This window comes from Microcoleus sp. CAWBG58, from assembly GCF_020883045.1.
In the GTDB taxonomy this organism is placed as follows: domain Bacteria; phylum Cyanobacteriota; class Cyanobacteriia; order Cyanobacteriales; family Microcoleaceae; genus Microcoleus.
Genome location: NZ_JAHRFA010000025.1, coordinates 52,366 through 73,008, shown reverse-complemented (window position 1 = coordinate 73,008; position 20,643 = coordinate 52,366). Strand labels below are relative to the sequence as shown.

19 protein-coding genes are annotated in these 20,643 nt (G+C 45.7%); 14 read left to right on the top strand and 5 right to left on the bottom strand.

Features of this window, described 5'->3' with window-relative positions:
• Positions 1 to 371: 371 nt before the first annotated feature.
• The 7 genes from hrcA (at position 372) to QZ918_RS13505 (ending at position 8,342) form a co-directional block, all read left to right on the top strand.
• Positions 372 to 1,469, top strand: a complete 1,098-nt coding sequence (gene hrcA / locus QZ918_RS13535; protein WP_293152031.1) for a heat-inducible transcriptional repressor HrcA — start codon at positions 372 to 374, stop codon at positions 1,467 to 1,469.
• Positions 1,470 to 2,123: 654 nt separating this feature from the next.
• Positions 2,124 to 3,731 carry a methionine--tRNA ligase gene (gene metG / locus QZ918_RS13530; RefSeq protein ID WP_293152027.1) on the top strand — a complete coding sequence of 536 codons (1,608 nt, stop codon included), beginning with the start codon at positions 2,124 to 2,126 and terminating at the stop codon, positions 3,729 to 3,731.
• 91 nt (positions 3,732 to 3,822) lie between these two features.
• On the top strand, positions 3,823 to 4,428 hold the full coding sequence (locus tag QZ918_RS13525; protein ID WP_096831201.1) for a LabA-like NYN domain-containing protein: 606 nt from the start codon (positions 3,823 to 3,825) through the stop codon (positions 4,426 to 4,428).
• A gap of 282 nt (positions 4,429 to 4,710) precedes the next feature.
• Entirely contained in the window at positions 4,711 to 5,910 is a 1,200-nt protein-coding gene (gene lptC / locus QZ918_RS13520) for an LPS export ABC transporter periplasmic protein LptC (protein WP_293335842.1), read from the top strand.
• Positions 5,911 to 6,100: 190 nt separating this feature from the next.
• Complete coding sequence (locus tag QZ918_RS13515) at positions 6,101 to 7,093, top strand: DUF1517 domain-containing protein (protein ID WP_293335839.1); 993 nt, start codon at positions 6,101 to 6,103, stop codon at positions 7,091 to 7,093.
• A gap of 339 nt (positions 7,094 to 7,432) precedes the next feature.
• Positions 7,433 to 7,987 carry a cyclic nucleotide-binding domain-containing protein gene (locus QZ918_RS13510; protein ID WP_293152020.1) on the top strand — a complete coding sequence of 185 codons (555 nt, stop codon included), beginning with the start codon at positions 7,433 to 7,435 and terminating at the stop codon, positions 7,985 to 7,987.
• A 175-nt stretch (positions 7,988 to 8,162) separates the two neighbouring features.
• Positions 8,163 to 8,342, top strand: coding sequence for a hypothetical protein (locus tag QZ918_RS13505; RefSeq protein ID WP_293335836.1), 180 nt, complete (start codon positions 8,163 to 8,165; stop codon positions 8,340 to 8,342).
• Here QZ918_RS13505 and QZ918_RS13500 read toward each other — a convergent pair.
• Positions 8,339 to 8,755, bottom strand: a complete 417-nt coding sequence (locus QZ918_RS13500; RefSeq protein ID WP_293152017.1) for a hypothetical protein — start codon at positions 8,753 to 8,755, stop codon at positions 8,339 to 8,341. The genes QZ918_RS13505 and QZ918_RS13500 overlap by 4 nt on opposite strands.
• A gap of 218 nt (positions 8,756 to 8,973) precedes the next feature.
• Here QZ918_RS13500 and QZ918_RS13495 point away from each other — a divergent pair, with 218 nt between their 5' ends.
• Positions 8,974 to 9,114: a hypothetical protein gene (locus QZ918_RS13495; RefSeq protein ID WP_293335833.1), complete on the top strand. Its 141-nt coding sequence runs from the start codon at positions 8,974 to 8,976 to the stop codon at positions 9,112 to 9,114.
• A 127-nt stretch (positions 9,115 to 9,241) separates the two neighbouring features.
• Here QZ918_RS13495 and QZ918_RS13490 read toward each other — a convergent pair whose 3' ends face one another.
• Both QZ918_RS13490 and QZ918_RS13485 read right to left on the bottom strand, forming a co-directional pair.
• The gene (locus QZ918_RS13490) at positions 9,242 to 10,012 is read right to left on the bottom strand and encodes an SH3 domain-containing protein (protein WP_293335830.1); all 771 of its coding nucleotides are present in this window, start codon (positions 10,010 to 10,012) and stop codon (positions 9,242 to 9,244) included.
• 823 nt (positions 10,013 to 10,835) lie between these two features.
• On the bottom strand, positions 10,836 to 10,991 hold the full coding sequence (locus QZ918_RS13485) for a hypothetical protein (RefSeq protein ID WP_293152011.1): 156 nt from the start codon (positions 10,989 to 10,991) through the stop codon (positions 10,836 to 10,838).
• A 42-nt stretch (positions 10,992 to 11,033) separates the two neighbouring features.
• Here QZ918_RS13485 and QZ918_RS13480 point away from each other — a divergent pair, with 42 nt between their 5' ends.
• The 4 genes from QZ918_RS13480 to QZ918_RS13465 all read left to right on the top strand — a co-directional run bounded on the left by QZ918_RS13480 (position 11,034) and on the right by QZ918_RS13465 (position 13,620).
• On the top strand, positions 11,034 to 11,732 hold the full coding sequence (locus QZ918_RS13480; protein ID WP_293335827.1) for a class I SAM-dependent methyltransferase: 699 nt from the start codon (positions 11,034 to 11,036) through the stop codon (positions 11,730 to 11,732).
• A gap of 320 nt (positions 11,733 to 12,052) precedes the next feature.
• Positions 12,053 to 12,685: a 7-carboxy-7-deazaguanine synthase QueE gene (locus QZ918_RS13475; RefSeq protein WP_293152005.1), complete on the top strand. Its 633-nt coding sequence runs from the start codon at positions 12,053 to 12,055 to the stop codon at positions 12,683 to 12,685.
• Positions 12,686 to 12,786: 101 nt separating this feature from the next.
• Positions 12,787 to 12,987: a hypothetical protein gene (locus QZ918_RS13470; protein WP_293335824.1), complete on the top strand. Its 201-nt coding sequence runs from the start codon at positions 12,787 to 12,789 to the stop codon at positions 12,985 to 12,987.
• Between the two features lie 213 nt (positions 12,988 to 13,200).
• Entirely contained in the window at positions 13,201 to 13,620 is a 420-nt protein-coding gene (locus QZ918_RS13465; protein ID WP_293152002.1) for a Tery_1686 family protein, read from the top strand.
• 453 nt (positions 13,621 to 14,073) lie between these two features.
• Here the strand turns inward: QZ918_RS13465 and QZ918_RS13460 are convergent, their stop codons facing one another.
• Together QZ918_RS13460 and QZ918_RS13455 are read right to left on the bottom strand one after the other, a co-directional pair.
• Entirely contained in the window at positions 14,074 to 14,511 is a 438-nt protein-coding gene (locus QZ918_RS13460; RefSeq protein WP_293335870.1) for a thiol-disulfide oxidoreductase DCC family protein, read from the bottom strand.
• A 253-nt stretch (positions 14,512 to 14,764) separates the two neighbouring features.
• The gene (locus tag QZ918_RS13455; RefSeq protein WP_293335821.1) at positions 14,765 to 17,818 is read right to left on the bottom strand and encodes a PAS domain S-box protein; all 3,054 of its coding nucleotides are present in this window, start codon (positions 17,816 to 17,818) and stop codon (positions 14,765 to 14,767) included.
• Positions 17,819 to 18,176: 358 nt separating this feature from the next.
• Here QZ918_RS13455 and QZ918_RS13450 point away from each other — a divergent pair, with 358 nt between their 5' ends.
• Both QZ918_RS13450 and QZ918_RS13445 read left to right on the top strand, forming a co-directional pair.
• A complete protein-coding gene (locus QZ918_RS13450) occupies positions 18,177 to 19,370 on the top strand; it encodes an NAD(P)/FAD-dependent oxidoreductase (RefSeq protein ID WP_293335818.1) in 1,194 nt (397 codons plus the stop codon).
• Between the two features lie 261 nt (positions 19,371 to 19,631).
• A complete protein-coding gene (locus QZ918_RS13445) occupies positions 19,632 to 20,351 on the top strand; it encodes an HAD-IA family hydrolase (protein ID WP_293335815.1) in 720 nt (239 codons plus the stop codon).
• Positions 20,352 to 20,643: the final 292 nt, after the last annotated feature.

Genomic DNA, 20,643 nt, shown 5'->3' with positions numbered 1-20,643 from the left:
CAATACTCCGGACAGAATTTGGGCAGGTTTTGAGGCTCAAACCCATATCCCGCCCTGGGTGGGATCTTTTTATTCAAAGTTAGGGCTCAAGCTAACTTTCAATAAAAGGCTCAAGCCTTAAACTGCAAGCTCTGAAAGCCTTATAGAATAGTTCAAAAAACTGTCCGGAGTATTGACCAATAACGAATAACGAATAACGAATAACCAATAACGAATAACGAATAACCAATAACCAATAACCAATAACCACTGACTTCTTCCTTCGCCTAAATCTGTTATCTTAAGTAAAGAACTCTGCCCGATCGCCCTTTTCGGACAAAGGTTTTCAATGGCTTTCAACTCTAAATTCTTACTCTGCTTAAATATTATTTGTGCGCGTTAACCTCACCGATCGGCAACAACACATCCTTTGGGCAACGGTTCGCCACTACATAGCAACAGCGGAACCCGTTGGCTCAAAAGCTTTGGTTGACGAATACAACCTCAGCGTCAGCCCAGCTACCATTCGCAATGCGATGGGGACTCTTGAAAAAGCTGGACTGCTATATCAGCCCCACACTTCTGCCGGACGAGTCCCCTCTGACTCCGGCTACAGAATTTATGTAGACCAGTTGATTCAGCCGTCTGATACGCTTGCCCGTAAGGTGGAACAGGTACTGGATCAACTCAATTGGTCGGATGGTCGCATGGATGGGGCACTCCGCGGCGCTGCTAAAATTCTGGCAACGATCAGCGGTTATATTGCCATGATTACCATACCGCAAACCAATATGGCTTGCTTGCGACACTTGCAACTGGTGCAGCTAGAGGCGGGTAAGGTGATGCTGATCGTGGTGACGGATGCCTACGAAACTCACTCGGTGTTAGTACAGTTGCCGAAGGGCGCAGAAGGTAATTGGCCGGATGTTGAAATTGTCGATCGCGAATTGCAGATTTTGTCAAATTTTTTGAACAGCAAGTTACGGGGACGATCGCTCTCGGAACTATCCGCTGTAGACTGGAGCGAGTTAGACCGAGACTTTGAACTTTACGCGGAGTGGATGGAAACCATGCTGGCTGCATTGAGCAGCCGTCAAAGCAATCCAGCCTACACGCGGATTCTGATCGGCGGTTTGGCAGAAGCGCTGCGCTTGCCAGAGTTTTCGCAGTTGCAGCAAGTTCAAACCCTGGTGCAACTGCTCGAACAAGAACAGGAACTGCTTTGGCCTTTGATTTTTGAATCGCCTGATTTGGACTCGCCTGGGAAACGGGTAACCGTGCGTATTGGTTCAGAAAATTCGTTAGAACCAATTCGGGGATGTACTCTGATTTCTTCGACTTACCGACGGGGATCGATGCCGGTGGGTAGTGTTGGGGTTTTGGGGCCGACGCGGATGGTTTACGAAAATGCGATCGCGGTGGTGGAAGCTGCGGCGGATTATTTGTCCGAAGCTATTGGCGGAAATCGAGTGAATTTTCCGGAAGGATAATATATTGTTATATAGACCATAATTTAGATAGCCCCAAGCCTAACTAGCTTGGGGTTTAATTTTGTTTGCCGGATGTAGTGGCAACATTAAAAAAAACATTTTTTTTGTCAATAAACATTTGGTTTCCGGCTCTTGCTGGGTCAAGAAACCAAAGCATCGCGCTTCACTAGAGATTTTCGCAAACAACCCGATTGCTGCGTCTAGGAGTGGCTCGGAAACTGGCAGGAGTTGCGGGCGATCGGATTTGACATAGCGAGTGAGCCCCGATCGCCCATTTACAGGCAGCGCTGGGGGAGTGCCAGTCGCTCGGTTGCTTTCAGCAGGCGTTTCGAGGAGTTTTGCTGCAAATCCAGTCGGCGATCCCCCGCACTCCGGGATAGTGCCTGCGAGAAATGAATTGAAGACCCGGGATCTGCACTTTTATGGGGCCCCAAGGCAGCAAAATATCAAAATCTTAAGACATTTTAGAGACTTCGTCAAAAAGATCTAAAAAAGATTAGTCTTGAGAGGAAAGCTATATTTCTTTTGGGAATAGCCCGGGTTAAACAATTGCCCACAAGTTGCAGCAATTTTGGCTTGATTGCCACTCCAGAAAAGATTGAAGCGCTGAGTTAAGATCGAAATTAAATTTAGGGAATTTTCTTTTACCATTCAATGAAATCGACCGATATAACTAAAAATACCTTTGCCATAACAACGCCTCTGTATTATGTCAATGATTTGCCTCACGTTGGCAGCGCTTACACGACTATGGCAGCCGATGCCCTAGCCCGATTTGAGCGGCTGCGGGGCAAATCAGTGTTGTTGGTTACCGGAACCGACGAGCACGGGCAGAAAATTCAGCGCACGGCAAGCAGTTTGGGACGATCGCCCCAAGCTCACTGCGATTTAGTAGTTCCCGGGTTTGAGGCGCTGTGGGAGCAACTCTCTATCCAGTACGATCGCTTTATCCGCACAACTTCGAGACGCCACGAGTACATTGTCAAAGAATTTTTCCAGCGCGTCTGGAACTCCGGCGATATCTACTTGAACCAGCAACAAGGCTGGTACTGCGTCTCCTGCGAAGAATTCAAAGATGAACGCGATTTGCTCCCCGGAAATCGCTGTTCCGTCCACACCAGCAAAGAAGTGGAGTGGCGCGACGAAGAAAATTACTTTTTTCGCCTGTCGCGCTATCAAGACCAACTGCTGGCATTGTACGCAGAACGTCCCGACTTTATCGCGCCGGAAAGTCGGCGTAACGAAGTGCTCAGCTTCGTCAACTCTGGACTCCAAGACTTTTCGATTTCTCGGGTGAATCTGGAATGGGGCCTGCCGATACCAGTCGATCCGGGCCACACCATTTACGTCTGGTTTGACGCTTTACTGGGATACATCACGGCTCTGCTCGATCCGGACAGCGACCCATTGTTAGAGAATGCTTTATCTAAATGGTGGCCGATTGACCTGCACTTGATCGGCAAAGATATTCTCCGCTTCCACGCAGTTTATTGGCCGGCAATGCTGATGTCCGCCGGTATGTCCGTACCTGGCCGCGTCTTCGCTCACGGTTTTTTGACCAAAGACGGCAAAAAAATGGGAAAAACGGAGGGAAATACTTTAAACCCGGTCGAATTGGTCAATAAATACGGCGCTGATGCAGTTCGTTACTATTTCCTTAAAGAAATTGAGTTCGGAGAAGACGGCGATTTTAACGAAACTCGGTTTATCAATATATTGAATGCTGAGCTAGCAAACGATCTGGGAAATTTGCTTAACCGCACCTTAAACATGGCTCGCAAATATTGCGGTGGCTGCGTGCCAAATGTGTCTGGGGAAAGTATTTCCGGCGACAACCTTCTCAAGGGTATGAGCCTGGATTTGGGCGATCGAGTGGCGGGTTTTTACGAAGAGTTAGCTTTTAGCAAGGCTTGCGAAGCTGTGCTTGCATTAGTTCGAGCCGGTAACAAGTTTATTGACGTACAAGCACCTTGGACTTTGTACAAGCAAGGACAGCTCGAAAGTCTCCAAGAAGTGCTATATTCTGTTCTGGAATCTGTTAGACTAGCATCTTACCTTTTATCGCCGATTATTCCAAATATCAGCAACGCTATCTATCAGCAGCTAGGTTTTTCAATTGACTTTAACGATCGTGTTGCAGTTAACAGTTTAGCGACTTTTGTAGCTCATGCTACCTGGGGCGCTTTGCCTGCAAACCAAACTCTGGGGGAACCCCAACCAGTGTTTAAGCGGCTGGAACTACTGGAAACAGTAGCGTCATAGTCGGCAGCTAGCGATCGGGGTGCTATGACAGATTATGAATTAGCACTTAATTTCCTTACCAATCTTTCATAAAATTTGAGGCATAACAATCATGTTGAATAGAATAGAAAGCAACGACCTTTTTACGCCGGAACAGGTTCTGGAAAATCGCGGTCGAGTGGCAATTTTTATTGACGGGTCTAATCTTTTTTACGCGGCTTTGCAATTGGGAATTGAGATTGATTACACTAAACTATTGTGTCGTTTAACTGCGGGCTCGCGGCTGTTGCGCTCTTTTTTCTACACGGGTGTCGATCGCACTAACGAGAAACAGCAGGGGTTTTTGCTGTGGATGCGCCGCAACGGCTATCGCGTGATTTCTAAGGATTTGGTACAGTTACCCGATGGTTCTAAGAAGGCGAATTTGGACGTAGAAATCGCTGTAGACATGATGGCGTTGGTCGGTTCCTACGACACGGCTGTTTTGGTGAGCGGCGACGGTGATTTGGCCTATGCTGTGGATGCTGTGAGCTATCGCGGTGTACGGGTGGAGGTGGTGAGTTTGCGATCGATGACTAGCGACAGTTTGATTAATGTAGCCGATCGCTATATCGATTTGGAAATGATTAAGGACGACATCCAAAAAACTTCGCGTCCTAATTATGCCTACCGCCCGTTGTCGGGTTTGAGCTTGATGGACGAACACGACGACAGATAGGGAATGGAGAATGGGGAATTAGGGAATGGGGAATGGGGAATAGGGAATGGGGAATGGGGAATGGGGAATAGGGAATGGGGAATAGGGAATGGGTTGAATAATTGAAAATTAGAAGTTAAAAATTTAGCTCAAGTATGACAGATTTTTGATTAGTGTTTTTAATTAGCCAATTACCAATTACCAATTATCAATGCCCTGTTTGGCCAATTACCAATTATCAATGCCCTGTTTGGCCAATGCCCTGTTTGCCCAATGCCCTGTTTGCCCAATTATCGATTACCAATGATTAATCTCAAATCCCAAATTACCAATTTCCAATCCCCAAAATTAATGTCGCTATTGTTAGCAGCACTGATTTTGGGGATTAATGCTTGTGCGGCTCCCCAAGAGACTCAAAAGAACAAATTAGCTGAGGATATCAAAACAGCTCAGCAGTCAAATAGCACTTTAACTTTGAACAAAGTAACCCTAGAACAAGCAAACGAAAAGGGTGAGACGTTCTGGAAAGTAAACTCAAAAAACGCCGTTTACAGCAAAGACCAAAAAATAGTTAACGTTCAGAAACCTGTGGGCAAATTGTTTCAGGACGGCAAAGAAATTTACGATATTCAGGGAGAAACCGGGCAGGTATTTCAGGAAGGAAATCAGGTTTTTCTCAAAGGTAACATAGTCGCTACCGATCTGAAAAACGGCGTTGTATTGCGAGGCAATGAGTTGGAGTGGCGCCCGAAGGAAGATGTTTTAGTTATTCGCAATAATTTGACTGGACAGAACAAACAGGTGAGTGCTTCAGCGAAGGAAGCGCGGGTTTTCAGCAGGGCTAAGAGGATGGAGTTATTCGGATCTGTGGTGGCGAATGTTAAAGATCCAGTTTTGCAATTGCGAACCGAACATTTAGTTTGGTTTGTGGAGCAACAAAAGGTACACAGCGACCAACCGACTCAACTTGACAGATATAAAGATAAAAAAGTAACAGACAGCGGTTTTGCCGACAAGGTAGATGTAGACTTAAAAACCAAAATTGCCACGCTAACCCAAAACGCTCAATTGATGCCATCAGACCCGCCCCTGCAAATAGAAAGCAGTTTGATGAGTTGGAATTTTCCGGCTCAATCTGTGATATCGCCCGGGCCTGTCAAGCTTTTTCACCGCGTGGAAAAGGTGACGATGACGGGGGATACGGGGCGGGGAGATTTAGATAAAAAGATTTTTTATTTGACGGGAAATGTGGTAGGAATCGGGGAGAAACGTGAATCTCAATTAAATACCGATCGCGTAACGTGGTATTTAAGCAACCAGACCTTCGACGCCGAAGGAAATGTGGTTTACAAGCAATTAAATCCGGTGTTTAATTTGACTGGGCCGAGGGCGGCGGGAGAGTTGAAAAATCAAACTGTGATTGTCAAAGGTGACGGTGCTGGCGGCCAAGTGGTGACGGAATTTGTGCCGGATGAGAATAAGGGAATTTTGGACAGTAGATAGGATTGTGATACTCCCCACCGATGAATCGGGAGGATTCTTGAGTTGGACTCTACTATTTGGTCTTTCTCCTTCTCTGACTGGTGCTGGGAGGGATTGGTACGGATATCTCGCACGCTGCACACCTGCAACCGGGCTGCCCATAAGCGAAGATTGACTGTAAATTATAAGTGTATCGAATAGTAACGGTCTTATGTACAAGCAACTAATTTCAAAGATCAAACCGCTTTTGAAATCACTATTTGCGATCGGTCTGGTACTGACGCTAGCCCTCGGTAACGCTGACGGAGCCCTGGCTGCTCGCAGCGGAGGACGGATGGGGGGCGGATCTTTTAGGGCTCCGACGCGTAGTTACTCGTCTCCTAGTAGCACTTACGCACCGTCTGGAGGGGGTTACTACCCCGGCGGCTACCGAGGTGGCTTTGGTGGCGGTTTCGGATTCCCCTTTTTGCTGCCGTTTTTTGGCTTTGGGGGCGGATTTGGTGGCCTGTTTTCGATTTTGATTTTTATTTCGATCGCGAATTTCCTGGTGCAAAGCTTCCGCCGCGCCGGGGCTTCAACTGACGAACTCGGCAACAGCGCGCCTACTACCACGGTATCTGTGGCCCGCTTGCAAGTTGGTTTGCTAGCAGAAGCCCGCGGTTTGCAAGCCGAACTCGACTCGCTAGCACGCAAAGCGAATACCGATACGGCGGCCGGCCGCGCTCAAGTGCTGCAAGAATCTACTCTGGCGATGTTGCGGCATCCTGAATACTGGGTTTACGCGGGCGCTGACTCTGTGCAAACTCGCTTGGAAGCAGCCGAAGCTAAATTTAACCAGTTTTCTTTGGCAGAACGCAGTAAGTTTACTGAAGAAACGCTCTCGAATTATAACAACCAGCTCCGGCAAGCAGGGAGCAGCAATAACCTGCCAGCTTTGCAGGAAAACGGCGCCCTAGTTGGTTCTGATTTGAATTCTGAACCGGGTGAGTTTATTGTAGTGACGGTGATTGTCGGTACTCAGGGCAAATTGCAATTGCCGACAGTGAAAAACTCTGAAGATTTGCGCCAAGCTTTGCGCCAAATTGGGGGAGTATCGAGCGAGCAGTTGCTGGCGGTTGAGGTGCTGTGGACTCCTCAAGCTAACGGCGACACTCTGACTGCTGATGATATGTTGGCTGGTTATCCTGATTTGCGATCGATTTAGCGATATACCAGATAGGGCGCGGAGCGTTAGTCTCCCGCGCCCCCTGCCGCAACCATGCTGTGGGGGAGAACCGAGTTGGTTTTAAGACGGAGATGAAGCAGGATTTTTGGGAATGCCGATCGATTCGATTTTAAAAAGATTGTTCAACAAATGCTAATATTGAGAGATTATCATTCAGTCTGGTTCATCTGTTATTAGGAAGGTCTGCCCTAATAGGATTTTGCCAAGCAGTTAGGCAGGATAAAAAAACTGTATTCAGCGAGCAGTGACTGCTTCGGAAGAAGTTGCAACCGCGCGCCCTCTAAATTTAATATAAATAAGCGATCGGGAGCTAAAGTTATGGCCGACAGCAGTAGAAAAAAAGCGCTTTTTATTTTGAGCCAGTTAAATAATGACGATATCGACTGGATCGTTCAAAAAGGGAAAAAAGAAATTCTCGAACCGGGCGAGATTTTGATCCATGAAGGGAGACAGCACGATGCTCTCTACATTGTTTTGAAGGGGAGTATGAGCGTTTGGATCGAGGCTGAGCAGAGCAAAGAACTCGCTAAAATAGGTAGCGGAGAACTTGTGGGAGAAGTTTCTTTCATTGACGCACGCCCTCCTTTGGCCACGGTGATGGCAATAGAAGAAACTCACTTGTTGGTAATTCCCCGAAGGCAGCTAGTCGTAAAACTTCAACACGATATGGGTTTTGCTTCCCGATTTTATTATGGAATTTCGCTGTGTCTGGCAGACAGGATGCGCGGTACGATCCGACATATAGAATACGGTCGCAATATAGAATTGGAGCAGGAGGAATTGGATCGGGAGGATATTAATCCGAACGTCCTGGAAAATTTGGCGCTAGCTCAAGCAAAGTTTAATTGGTTGAGGGAGAATGTGAGGGCTTGATTAATTGGGTGCATATCACTTTTGAAGACGGCGAAGCATGACCGTACATAAGTTATTAGCGATCGTCTCAACAGAAGTCGAAAACAAAATAGAGGCGGGTTTTACCGGAAAGCTCGACAATTCCCGTATCTAGAAAAACCTGCCTCTTGGCTTTGCAGTTACCAGAAAGAATTGCTTGAAAGCCTCTCCGTTTGAGGGAGAAATTAAAATCAGACTATTCATTATTCCAATCCTTTTCCTTCTAGGTAGAGGTTACTATCAAAATGAAGAGGGCGGGCACGGGGCACCGCCCCTACAACTGTCAACTGTTGAAAACCTCGCCCGCAGAAGCGCAACTACCAACCAGACAACCTAGATCATTCCTGGGCCTTTGCCGCGGGTGTCTTCATCCATGGTCAGTTTTCCTTCCTCACCTTTTTTATCTTTGATTTCTGCGAGAATTTGAGCGCGTTCTGCGGCTTCGGCTTCCTCTTTTGCTCTCAAATCGCCCGGTTCGTTGATGTACATTTCGGGTTCGATCGCGTAATTGTTAACCAGACCTTCCTTGTCTACTGTATAACCATCTGTAGTATGAATGCTTTCGTCATCGGTTTGGTCGTCGGTTTTGGCGCTTTGCTGCTTCGCTTCAGTGGTTGTGTGCATGAAGTTAGAGCCTTCGCGTTCTTGCCGCGCTGCTGTCTCAGCAGGAGTAATGCCCCTGTCATAATGGGGGGCTTCCATATTAGCTTCGATTTGTTCGTCGGTCGGTGTTGATTTGCTAGTAGTCATGATTTATTCCTGAGTTATTTTTTCAAAAATGTCTTTGGCTTATGTTTAAATATTAAGCCTAAGCTAACTCATTCACTAACTATCTTTGGTTATAGTTTTGTGCAACTTGCTGTAATGTAAAATACATTTATTGAGTCTTCCTCAAGACTGATAAACTTCTCTTTTAATTAAAACTTTCACAGTTTGCGAGCCTCTGACATCTATCTAAAGGTAGGGAATTGGTCATTGGGCATTGGGCATTGGGCATTGGGAATTGGGAATTGGGAATTGGGAATTGGGAATTGGGAATTGGGAATTGGGAATTGGGAATTGGGAATTGGGAATTGGAAATTGGGAATTGGAAACTAAATGAGGTTTGACGTTTGAGGTTCGCGAGCGGGGACAGCACTGCTAACAACTAACAACTGACAACTGACAACTGACAACTGACAACTGACAACTGACAACTGACAACTGTCAACTGTCAACTGTCAACTGTCAACTGTCTTACGATTCTTTGAAGAAGCGGATGATTTCGCGGACGTGGTTGAGAAATTGTCCGTCATCGGTGAGTTGGGCGATCGCACTTTCGGCATCTCTTGCCAGTTTAGTGTGTTCTGCCTGATTTGTCGATCGCAAATTTTCTAGAGATGCGGCTAAATTAGTTAATTCTATCCTGGTAGCCCGTTGCTGCCGCTCTTGGATAGCAGCCCAAGAAGTTTCATCGTCTGAATTTAATTGATCGGTCAAATTTTTGACTGTAGATTCTAATTCTGCAAAGCGGTTGCGGAGTTCGAGAATATCTTCGCGGGGGTGGAAAAATTCGCTGCGGATGGTTGTCAGCCGCTGGGCTAAATACTGATAACCTCGGATAGCCGGACGCAGTATAGTTAAAAGCAGTGCTGCACCGGAACTGAGATAGCCAACAGCACTAATGCCGGTGGCGGATAGGGCATAAAGTGCGATCGCGCTAACCAGGTGAAGGGCGATCGCCACCCAGAGCGATCGGCTAGCTAATACAGTAACGTATTTTAGTTGTTCGGAATCGACAGCAATATTTTTTTTACTAGATTCTGCGCCTTGTGCTAAAACTTCCTTAGCTTCAAAATGGATATTCCAAGGAACTGTAACTATCAACAACAGCCATTCAAAAATAGCAATGGCAATTACCCAATCTATAAAACTGCCGGCGGGGACGTGCAGCCATTGTAAAATAGCAAAAATTAACAGTAACAACAGGCCAGTACCAGTACCGAAACCTGCAAAATTATAATACATACCAATTGCCTTTGTGAAATGTTATTTTGATTGTGGATAACTTGTTTAGGTGTCGAGCAATCAACTGTGACAGTTAAGAAATTGTCAGAGCGCTCCTGGTTCGTTAGTGATTAGTAACATTCCAGGGCAAAGGCTGCCAAAAACCTGGTTTGGTCACCAAAATACTTGCTCTGCTTCAAGAGGAGAATGTTGTTTTGATTGTGGGTAGGTGGTTGAGGTGGGGTGTATCTCTGTTTTGCCTTTGTAGTAGTGCTGTCCCCGCTCGCGTGCTTTGTATAGCACGCGAGCGGGGACAGCACTCAAAGAAAAAAGGCTTTTTACAAAAATGAGATGCTGCCGTTGAGGTGTGGATAAATATACTGTGACACTTAGAAAAATGTCCCTGTCTATTCGGATTATTAGTTATTAGTAATACTCCGGACAGAAGGATTGCCACGCGCTTGTTTGATTTCTGAAAAATAGACAGGCAAGAAGCCATCAATAAGAGTTATATTAAACTTTATTTGTGTGAGCCTCGCGCAAATTATAAATGATTATTGATTGGCTATTAGTTGTCAAGATGAAGTCATGTCCTCCCCAGATTGTACCATTTGACATTGGAGATTATTCGACTTCATGAAAGGCTACGCTCAGAACAAGTCCCGCTCCTACAAGTTGGAGAGTTAAGATGAGGAATGACTAATTGTATATCGGTTGGCAACTTGCCGACTGTTAGATTATTTTGTTAAGCTGGCATTACTCACAGTGTTACGCAGCGCAAGGAATGCAGCAATCTCAAAACCATCCTTTTGTTCTCTTTTCTTTTCCTGGGCGACTAAATCACCTATAGCTGAGATAAACTGATTGGGAGGTCGATCGCCCGTGAGAGCAAGTTACCAGATTCTTGCAAGCGAGACGGCGATACTCTTACCCTGAGAGAAATGACAGCAAAATAGGTGCCAAAATTCACTCTACCGTCTGCAATTTCCAATAACTGCACGTATACCACGTAAAATCAAAAGTCAGCAGCAAGGACAAACCGATGGCGAACTCAACTCTTGGCCTAGAAAATCAACTTTACGATTATCTGTTATCTATTTCTTTGCGGGAACCAGATATTCTTGCTTCACTGCGGAAAGAAACTGCTAAGCATCCTATGGGTATGATGCAAATAGCTCCCGAACAAGGGCAGTTTATGGAGATGCTCGTGCAGCTTATGGGAGCGACAAAAACCTTAGAAATTGGAGTTTTTACTGGTTATAGCTCGCTATGTGTAGCTTTAGCACTGCCTTCTAACGGTAAAATTATTGCTTGCGATGTCAGCGAGGAATATACTTCGATCGCGCGACGGTATTGGGAAGCTGCGGGTGTGGCTAACAAAATTTCTTTGCATTTGGGCCCAGCACTAAACACTCTCGACAAACTCATAGCCGAGGGACAAGCCGGAACCTTTGATTTTGCCTTCATCGACGCCGATAAAGAAAATTATGAGGCTTATTTTGAGCGATCGCTCCAACTGGTGCGGAATGGCGGTTTAATTGTAATTGACAACGTTCTGTGGTCTGGACGAGTTGCGGATCCTGAAGCACAAGACACAAGTACCCTCGCCCTTCGTAGTTTCAACGACAAGTTGCGTAACGATCCGAGAATAACACTCAGTGTTGTTCCCATTGGTGACGGGTTGAGTTTGGCCCTGAAACGCCGCTGGGCTACGATGATGGCACCTGAAGAACAGAATTAAATAGTTCAAGCGGCTGGGAACTGCATTAAGACTCCTCGAAACCGGGTGGTTATCTGTATTAAAGGCTGCGATACAGTATTTGCATAAAAAACCCGGTTTCTGCCTACCCGTGCATCCAGGACTATATCAATTACTGATGACAAATTACACTTACTAAAAGTAGTATAGGATTTACCAGAAAGATGAGGTATGACTGTAAATGGATTTTTTGATGCGACGTTGCTTAATACATAATAAAGATAAGAGGGCTGAAGCCCAACAACGTACCTCACCTATCTAAGAAAGGCTATAACAAGTATTATTAATTAGTTTGAGGTAAAATGCAGGGATCGAATTTACAAATAAAATTACCGATTCATGAAACTTTTCAGTGTACGGTTCAAGGTGAAGGTTATTGGACGGGGACTTTAGTTGATTTTATCAGATTAGCTGGTTGTCCTGTGCGGTGTCCTTGGTGCGATACAGGCTACGGAAATGGTGGCAAAGGTTTGCCATCGGTGCCACAGTCGATCGCACAATTGCTAGATCAATTGCAGTCTCCGAGGGTTGTCATTAGTGGTGGCGAACCTTTTATTCACCAGAATTTGCCGGAGTTAGTGCGAGCTTTGTTAGCAACTGACAAACAGGTGAATATTGAAACTTCGGGCGCTTACTGGCAGGATATTTCGCCGCTGGCTTGGATTACTCTTTCTCCTAAAGAACACGTCAATCCTCACTATCCGGTGCAAGAGCGTTTCTGGACGAGAGCTAATGAAATTAAGTTGGTGGTTAGCACTGGCGAAGAAGTTGATTTTTACACAAAATATTTGGCTGATAATGTGAATATTCCTGTATATTTGCAGCCGGAGTGGGAAAAGCGCGAGCGGGCAATTCCGATGATTTTGGAGTTATTGAAACAGCATCCGAGTTACAGGTTGTCTTTGCAAACTCACAAGTTTATTGGTGTTCAATAAACATCCCAAAATACTGTAGTTCCTGTCTTGAAAAGTCAAGGGGTAGCGAGCAAATAAGTTGGATCGAAAGGTTTTTGGGATTTTAAAATCCCAAAAGGCAAATGTACCAATTTCCGCATGACTCGCACCAATCACCTGCATTTTCACGCCAGCCACGACCCAATAATCGCACAGTGAGTCGCTTTCAACAAAGGATTGTGACGCATCGCCACTACATAGGGCATATCTGTGTTGGCCGCAGGTACGGAATTTGCGATCGCAGTGCCGATCGACTAAAATTCATTCAACCTGGGAAAATTTAGCAGATTGGACGCATGAATACCAAAGAAACCGGGTTTTTACCTGAATTGTCGGCTGTAACACGTCTTTTCGTAAAAAAACCCGGTTTCTGGCCAGCCGTGCAATCGCGAACTGTAATCTATCAAATAGTCCACAGTTTACCGTTTAAAGCAGGTAATATGCAGTTACATTGTTAACTAAATGTGTAATAACTGTATTTGATAGGAGTATTTCGAGTGAACGCTGCCGAACAAGCCAGAAATATAGAATTAGCTAGCAAAATTGCTGCGGTTGTTAATTTATTTAAGTCGGAATTTCCGGATGTGAAAGTCGATTTGAAACCTTGGATGAATGACCATGATACCAGAGAACTTGTCGATCCTGAGTCGATCGATATTGGCTTCCATTTTCCCGGTAGAAGTCGCTTGTTGCAAAGCCGCAGTATCTTGATCCAAATCCGATTTTACCAAGATCCGGTCGAAGGATCTCGGCGGGCGATCGGGGTTGAGGCGGCAGGTTACGATCATACTGGTCAACAGTGGCGCTTTTCTACCGTGGAAAATTGGGGTTTTGTGGGTGAAACTGAGCCCGCTGCGGAATCAGCCGAAAAGCTCAAACACTTTTGCCGCGAGATATTTGGTTTGTTTAATGGCTGATATTAATTCCCGGTTAATGACTCATTATAAATCAGGTTTGTAGTGAGGACTTTAGTCCTTCTTGAATTAAATTCTCCACAGATGGAGAGGACTGAAGTCCTTACTACGAACCACAGATGGAGAGGACTGAAGTCCTCACTACGAACCACAGATGGAGAGGACTGAAGTCCTTACTACGAACCACAGATGGAGAGGACTGAAGTCCTCACTACGAACCACAGATGCAGAGGACTGAAGTCCTTACTACGAACCACAGATGGAGAGGACTGAAGTCCTTACTACGAACCACAGATGCAGAGGACTGAAGTCCTTACTACGAACCACAGATGGAGAGGACTGAAGTCCTCACTACGAACCACAGATGCAGAGGACTGAAGTCCTTACTACGAACCACAGATGCAGAGGACTGAAGTCCTTACTACGAACCACAGATGGAGAGGACTGAAGTCCTTACTACGAACCTGATTTTAAGTCTTGAGTGTCGCAATTGTCGATCGACCTACAGCCCACTGGATAAGCCGATTTGTAAGTTGTCGATCGCTTGCCAAACAAAGTATAGCGGTTATCGCGCACTTGTTCGTACAGGCGATCGCCCATCCACTTCATCCCCGGCATTGCGCGGTAAGCTGCCACAAACACCTCGCCAGCAGGCAATATCCGCCCGATTTCCTCGGCTGCATCGCTACCTTGCCAGCGTTTTTCGGGATTATTCTTATCTATCAAAATCATCCCCATTTCGCAATCCTCAGCAGTTATATTAAACCGCTTTAATCCCTCTAAATCTTGCATGGAAATATACTCAAAGTTCTCGCCTCGATCTAGATTTTCAAGTAACTGCACTAATGTGACACAGAGATTGCAATTGCCGTCGTAAATTACGTTATAGTTCATTGGTAATGGGGCATGGGGCATGGGGCATTGGGCATTGGTAATTGGAAGTAACTAATAACTAATGAGGGTGCATCTGGTTTTAGCAAGGGCGAAGCATTTCGGCACATAATTCATGAGTGATAATCAGAGATCTACTGCCGAAATGCTTCGCCCCTACAAGTATATTGTTAAAAATGAGATGCACCCTTCGCCTCGCACTCTTGACTAATGACTAATGACTAATGACTAATGACTAATGACTAATGACTAATGACTACTGACTAATGACTACAGGAATCTCGATCGCAAATTCCGTACCTTGACCCGGTGCAGAATTGCACTTCAGCCGCCCGCCGTGCTTTTCCACCACAATTTGATAGCTGATAGACAGCCCCAAACCAGTACCTTTTCCCGGTTCTTTCGTAGTAAAAAACGGATCGAACAGCCTTTGGTGAACATCTATCGGAATCCCCGGCCCGTTGTCAGCAATCCGAATCACAATATGAGAAGGACGGCGAATAGAATCAGCACAAACAGCAGCCTGTTCGTATTTTACCTCAGTACAAATCCGCAGCGTCGGCGAAGGACAATAAGGAATAGGCGCCTGTTCCCCGTCGCCCCACTTTCCGGTTTCCATTGCCTCTTCCAAAGCATCAATTGCATTGCCAATAATATTCATAAATACCTGATTCAACTGTCCTGCATAACACTGTAAGCGGGGCAAATTGCCGAACTCTTTAACCAGCGTAATTTTCGGATGTCCTGCTGTTTCTTTCAACCTGTGCTGCAAAATCAACAAAGTGCTGTCAATCCCTTCGTGAATGTCCACCTGTTTTTGTTCTGCTTCATCCAATCGCGAGAAATTCTTCAGTGACAGCACAATCTGGCGAATTCGCTCGGCTCCCATTTTCATTGAACTTAATAGCTTTGGCAAATCTTTGAGCAGAAATTTCAAATCTAGATCGTCTATTTCTTCTCGAATTGCCTCTGTTGGTTCCGGGTATTCGCACTGGTAAAGTTTCAGCATTTTTAGCAAGTCTTGAAAGTAATCGTCAGCGTGCATGACGTTGCCGTAAATGAAGCTAACTGGATTGTTGATTTCGTGAGCGACGCCAGCTACTAATTGCCCCAAACTTACCATTTTTTCATTTTGAACCATCATGCTTTGAGTTTTATGCACGTCCCGCAGGGCTTTCGCTAATTCTTCATTTTTAGTCCTCAATTGACTTTCGGAAAGCCGCACTGCTTCTTCGGCTTGTTTGCGATCGGTAATATTTTTGCGAATTGCTACATATTGATGGGGTTCTCCCCGAGAATTTAAGAAAGGTACAATCGTAGTATCCAACCAGAATAATCTGCCGTCTTTAGCTTGATTTTTCATTTCTCCCCGCCAAACATTTCCCTGGCGGATTGTTGACCAAAGCTGCTTGAAAAAATCAGTTGGGTGATAGCCGGAATTGACAAGTTTGTGGGTTTTGCCGTTCAATTCTTCCCGAGAATATTTAAACAGTTCGCAGAATTGATCGTTGACGTAGGTAATAACGCCGAATTCGTTGGTATTTGAGACAATTGCCGATTGATCTAAGGCAAATTTTTCAAATTCTAATTCTTGGAGAGTTTGGCGCAATTCTGCTTCGGCTTGTTTGCGATCGCTAATATCGGTAATCATCCGCAAAACCCCGGCAAATTCGCCCTCAGCGTCGAACATTGGTGTCGCTGAGACGATCGCCCACAAGTGAGAGCCATCTTTGCGGGTAAACTGAAAATCGTGGCGTTCGCGAATGCCTTGCCGCCTGCGCTCTACATAACTTTCGGCTATTTCCCGAGCCTCGTCATCGATAAACTCAAATAGCGATCGCCCCAGCATTTCCTCCACAGTATACCCCAGCATTTCGGCCATCCGACCGTTCGCAAAAGTCGTGCTGCTGTCGGCGTCAAACATCCAAACGCCCTCCGAAGCAGTTTCGACGATGCAGCGGTAATAACTCTCGCTTTCCCTGACAGATTCAGTAGCTTGTTTGCGATCGGTAATATCAGTTTCCACCGCAATAAAACCTTCAAGTTCCCCGGTTTCTCGATAAATCGGGGCGATCGAAAGCGCCACCCAATAACCCTTTCCATCCTTCCTGTAATTGTAAATTTCCTGATTAAACGGCTCGCCTGTATCCAAAGCCGATCGCAGTTCAGCAATAGTTAACGGATCTGTTTGAGGGCCTTGCAGCACATCACCCGGTTTTTTTCCCAGCATTTCTTCTAACACGTAACCGCTAATCCGAGTAAATGCTTCATTCACCCATTCAATGCAGCCTTGAGCATCAGTAATAATCACACCATTTTGCGTTTTTTGAGCTACGATGGCCAAGCGCGACAATTCTGTTTCAGTTTTTTTGCTTTCGGTAATATCTTGAGAAATACCCAGAATGTACTTAGGCGCGCCATCAGCGTCAAACAAAGGAACTTTTTTTGTGTGCAAAATCCGTTTTCCCCGGCGCGGAAGTTGGATGATTTCTTCTGGTATATCAACCTCTTTTCCCGTGGCAAATACTTCTATATCTTGTGCTTGGAAATAATTTGCCTGATCGGCTTCCAACAAGTCAGCAGCATTATTTCCCAGCACTTCGTCGCTCGAATAGCCAAACAATTCTTCGCTAGCAGTATTCCAATAAATAAATCTTTTTTCCACCGCATCTTTAATAAAGACGCTAACCGGCAGATTTTGCAGTACCGCATTCAGAAAATCTTGAGTGTTTCGCAGCTTTTCCTCAGCGCGCTTGCGCTCAGTAATATCCAAAATCACTCCGTCGAGATAGACAACCTGATACGGAGAATTTGCGATCGGCGAAACCGACGAAACTACACCCGACAAAAATTCCTCAATTTCTTCTTGTTCCTCTTGTCTTTCTCTAGCCTCATCCCCCTCGCCACAAACAGCTTGTCCTTTTTCGTAAACCCAGCTAATTTCGCCGTCAGCCCGGAAAATGCGGTATTCCAGGATATACGGAGTTCTAGTTGCTACACTTTTTTTGAGAGCATCCTCCATGTTTTTTCGGTCTTGAGGATGGATAATGCTCGCAAAAGAACGGACGCGATCGTTGATAAAATCAGAGGATGGATAGCCAGATATTTCTTGAACAGCCTCGCTCAAAAACGCCATTGTCCGTATTAATTCGCCGTCGGGCCCCGTCCAGTCGCAGTTGCAGCGGTATACAGCACCGGGAATATTAGCTACTAAATTTTTATATCGTTCTTCGCTGCTTAACAAAGATGAGCTGTCTTCGTTATGGCGATCGCCATTCTTAAATTTAGAAGAATTCGAGGAAATTTGCATGATTTTTTCACTTGTGACTGCGGGGGCAAGTGTTAGAGTAGATGCCTATATAAAAAGTGAATTTAATTGGCGAAATAATACGCTATCAACTAATATAGTACAAAATTACTTGTCCGAACATTCAAAAAATTTGAGGGCGACTAATAGGCAGAGCTAATCAAGGATATTATGTAGAAGGCAGAAGGCAGTTCGGCAAGGGATTGTATAACGGATGTAACGGATGGATGTTCGGGGAAAATTTTTCCAATTCTCCAACTCCCCCAATCCTGCAATCCCCGACTCTCCCGCTCCCCCAATCCTCCACTCTCGTTACAATAAGATAAGTTGCCTTGCTACCGATCGCCCTCAAACAAAAACCATGACTCAACAACAACCCCGGATTTGCATTCTCGGCGGAGGCTTCGGCGGACTCCACACAGCCCTCCGCTTGAGTCAGTTACCCTTCTCCAAAACCGAAAAACCCGAAATAGTCCTAGTTGACCGTCGCGATCGCTTCCTGTTCGTTCCCCTACTCTACGAGCTCCTCACCGGCGAACTCCAAACCTGGGAAATCGCCCCGCCCTTTGCCGAACTCCTACAAAACACAGGCGTGCGCTTTTGTCAAGGCACAGTCTCCGGCATCGACGTGGAGTCCAAGCGAGTGCAGTTGCACGACGGGCCAGAAATTCCGTGCGATCGCCTAGTATTAGCTTTAGGTGGCGAAACACCCCTAGATATGGTAAAAGGAGCCGTTGAATACGCTTATTCCTTCCGCAGCCTCGACGACGCCTACCGCTTGGAAGAAAGACTGCGGTTTCTCGAAGCTAGCAACCCCGACAAAATTAGGATTGCGATCGTCGGCGCCGGTTATTCGGGAGTAGAATTAGCTTGTAAATTAGCCGATCGACTCGGAGACAAAGGTCGCGTCCGATTAATCGAGCAAGGCGACACGATTTTGCGGACATCACCCGAGTTCAACCGCGAAGCCGCCAACAAAGCATTAGAAAAACGCAAAGTCTGGATCGACTTAGAAACAGCAGTAGAGGCGATCGAATCCCACACCATATCCTTGCTCTACAAAGGACAATTAGATGTTCTTCCCGTAGACATAGTATTGTGGACAGTAGGAACCCAAGTTAGTCAAGCAGTGCGATCGCTCCCCCTGAAACAAAACCACCGCGGTCAATTAATAGTTAACTCCCAGATGCAAATCATCGACCATCCAGACATATTTGCCTTGGGAGACTTAGCCGAATGTCACGACGCAACAGGTCAAAAAATCCCATCCACAGCGCAAACAGCATTCCAACAAGCTGACTACACCGCCTGGAACATATGGGCCTCGTTGAGCGATCGACCTTTGCTACCTTTCCGGTACCAGCCGCTAGGAGAAATGATGACATTAGGAATAGACGAAGCCACCCTCTCCGGCTTAGGAATCAAACTCGACGGACAACTAGCACACATTGCTCGCCGCCTAGCCTATCTCTATCGAATGCCAACATTTGACCACCAACTAAAAGTTGGTTTCAACTGGATTAGCAAGCCGATTCAGGAGTTGCTGAAAAAGTAATAGATAAGACGGCGAATAGAATTCGCGTCTACACAAACGATGTCCGCCTCCGCGGACTAAAAAAAATAACTTAATGACCTTCGCCCGGTCTGATTCTGATTCTTCAACCTGCGGAGGCAGGTGAGTGTTTGTGTAGACGCGAATGACCTTCGCCCGGTTTTATTCTGATTCTTGAACCTGCGGAGGCACGTGAGTGTTTGTGTAGGCGCGAATGACCTTCGCCCGGTCTTCTATTACTCGTTTTCAAATTTATTCTAACCAATGACAAAAATTATCTTTTTAGATGCAGCAGGCACACTATTTTACGTTCGCGGTAGCGTCGGCGAAGTCTACGCAAAACTAGCCAAAAACTTCGGAGTAACAGTTAATAGTAAAGACTTAAATACAGCATTTTACCAAAGCTTCGCCTCAGCAAATCCGATGACATTTCCAGGAATCGAAGAAGCAAAAATTCCCCAACTAGAATTTGAGTGGTGGCTAGCAGTTTCGGCAAAAGCTTTTCAAATAGCAGGCGTTTTCAATCAATTTTCAGACTTTCCCAAATTTTTTGCCGAACTCTACGCTCATTTTGCCACCCCCGAACCTTGGTTCGTCTATCCCGACGTATTCCCAGCATTAAATAAATGGCAGCAACAAGGAATCGAATTAGCAGTAGTCTCGAATTTCGATTCGCGACTTTATCCAGTATTAAAAGCCCTCAATTTAGCAGAATATTTCACATCAGTCACAATTTCCACCGAAGTTGGTGCAGCCAAACCCCAGCCGGAAATTTTCACCGCAGCTTTACAAAAGCACAACTGCACAGCCGAGAATGTCTGGCATATCGGCGACAGCTTCAAAGCCGATTATTGCGGTGCCAAATCCGCAGGCTTAAAAGCAATTTGGTTGAACAGAGAACAGGAAAAAGTAGCAGAAAGCAAATTGCCTTTAACTGAAACGAAATTAGAACAGTGCAGCCGCCTTGATTATTTGGCAATTTAACCTGATAATGATCGAGATGTAAAATCGTGTCCGCTCAATTACCCGCAATACAAAAGGTTTGTAGTGAGGACTTTAGTCCTCTCCAAATCCGGACTAAAGTCCTCACTACAAACCAATCTTAGTACGATCGTTAGAACAGTGCAGCCGCCTTGATTATTTGGCAATTTAACCTGATAATGATCGAGATGTAAAATCGTGTCCGCTCAATTACCCGCAATACAAAAGGTTTGTAGTGAGGACTTTAGTCCTCTCCAAATCCGGACTAAAGTCCTCACTACAAACCAATCTTAGT

Coding starts and splice junctions, on each gene's coding strand:
- metG (WP_293152027.1), top strand. CDS start 2,124: ATGAAATCGACCGATATAACTAAAAATACCTTTGCCATAACAACGCCT.
- QZ918_RS13525 (WP_096831201.1), top strand. CDS start 3,823: ATGTTGAATAGAATAGAAAGCAACGACCTTTTTACGCCGGAACAGGTT.
- lptC (WP_293335842.1), top strand. CDS start 4,711: ATGATTAATCTCAAATCCCAAATTACCAATTTCCAATCCCCAAAATTA.
- QZ918_RS13515 (WP_293335839.1), top strand. CDS start 6,101: ATGTACAAGCAACTAATTTCAAAGATCAAACCGCTTTTGAAATCACTA.
- QZ918_RS13510 (WP_293152020.1), top strand. CDS start 7,433: ATGGCCGACAGCAGTAGAAAAAAAGCGCTTTTTATTTTGAGCCAGTTA.
- QZ918_RS13500 (WP_293152017.1), bottom strand. CDS start 8,755: ATGACTACTAGCAAATCAACACCGACCGACGAACAAATCGAAGCTAAT.
- QZ918_RS13490 (WP_293335830.1), bottom strand. CDS start 10,012: ATGTATTATAATTTTGCAGGTTTCGGTACTGGTACTGGCCTGTTGTTA.
- QZ918_RS13480 (WP_293335827.1), top strand. CDS start 11,034: ATGGCGAACTCAACTCTTGGCCTAGAAAATCAACTTTACGATTATCTG.
- QZ918_RS13475 (WP_293152005.1), top strand. CDS start 12,053: ATGCAGGGATCGAATTTACAAATAAAATTACCGATTCATGAAACTTTT.
- QZ918_RS13470 (WP_293335824.1), top strand. CDS start 12,787: ATGTACCAATTTCCGCATGACTCGCACCAATCACCTGCATTTTCACGC.
- QZ918_RS13460 (WP_293335870.1), bottom strand. CDS start 14,511: ATGAACTATAACGTAATTTACGACGGCAATTGCAATCTCTGTGTCACA.
- QZ918_RS13455 (WP_293335821.1), bottom strand. CDS start 17,818: ATGCAAATTTCCTCGAATTCTTCTAAATTTAAGAATGGCGATCGCCAT.
- QZ918_RS13450 (WP_293335818.1), top strand. CDS start 18,177: ATGACTCAACAACAACCCCGGATTTGCATTCTCGGCGGAGGCTTCGGC.
- QZ918_RS13445 (WP_293335815.1), top strand. CDS start 19,632: ATGACAAAAATTATCTTTTTAGATGCAGCAGGCACACTATTTTACGTT.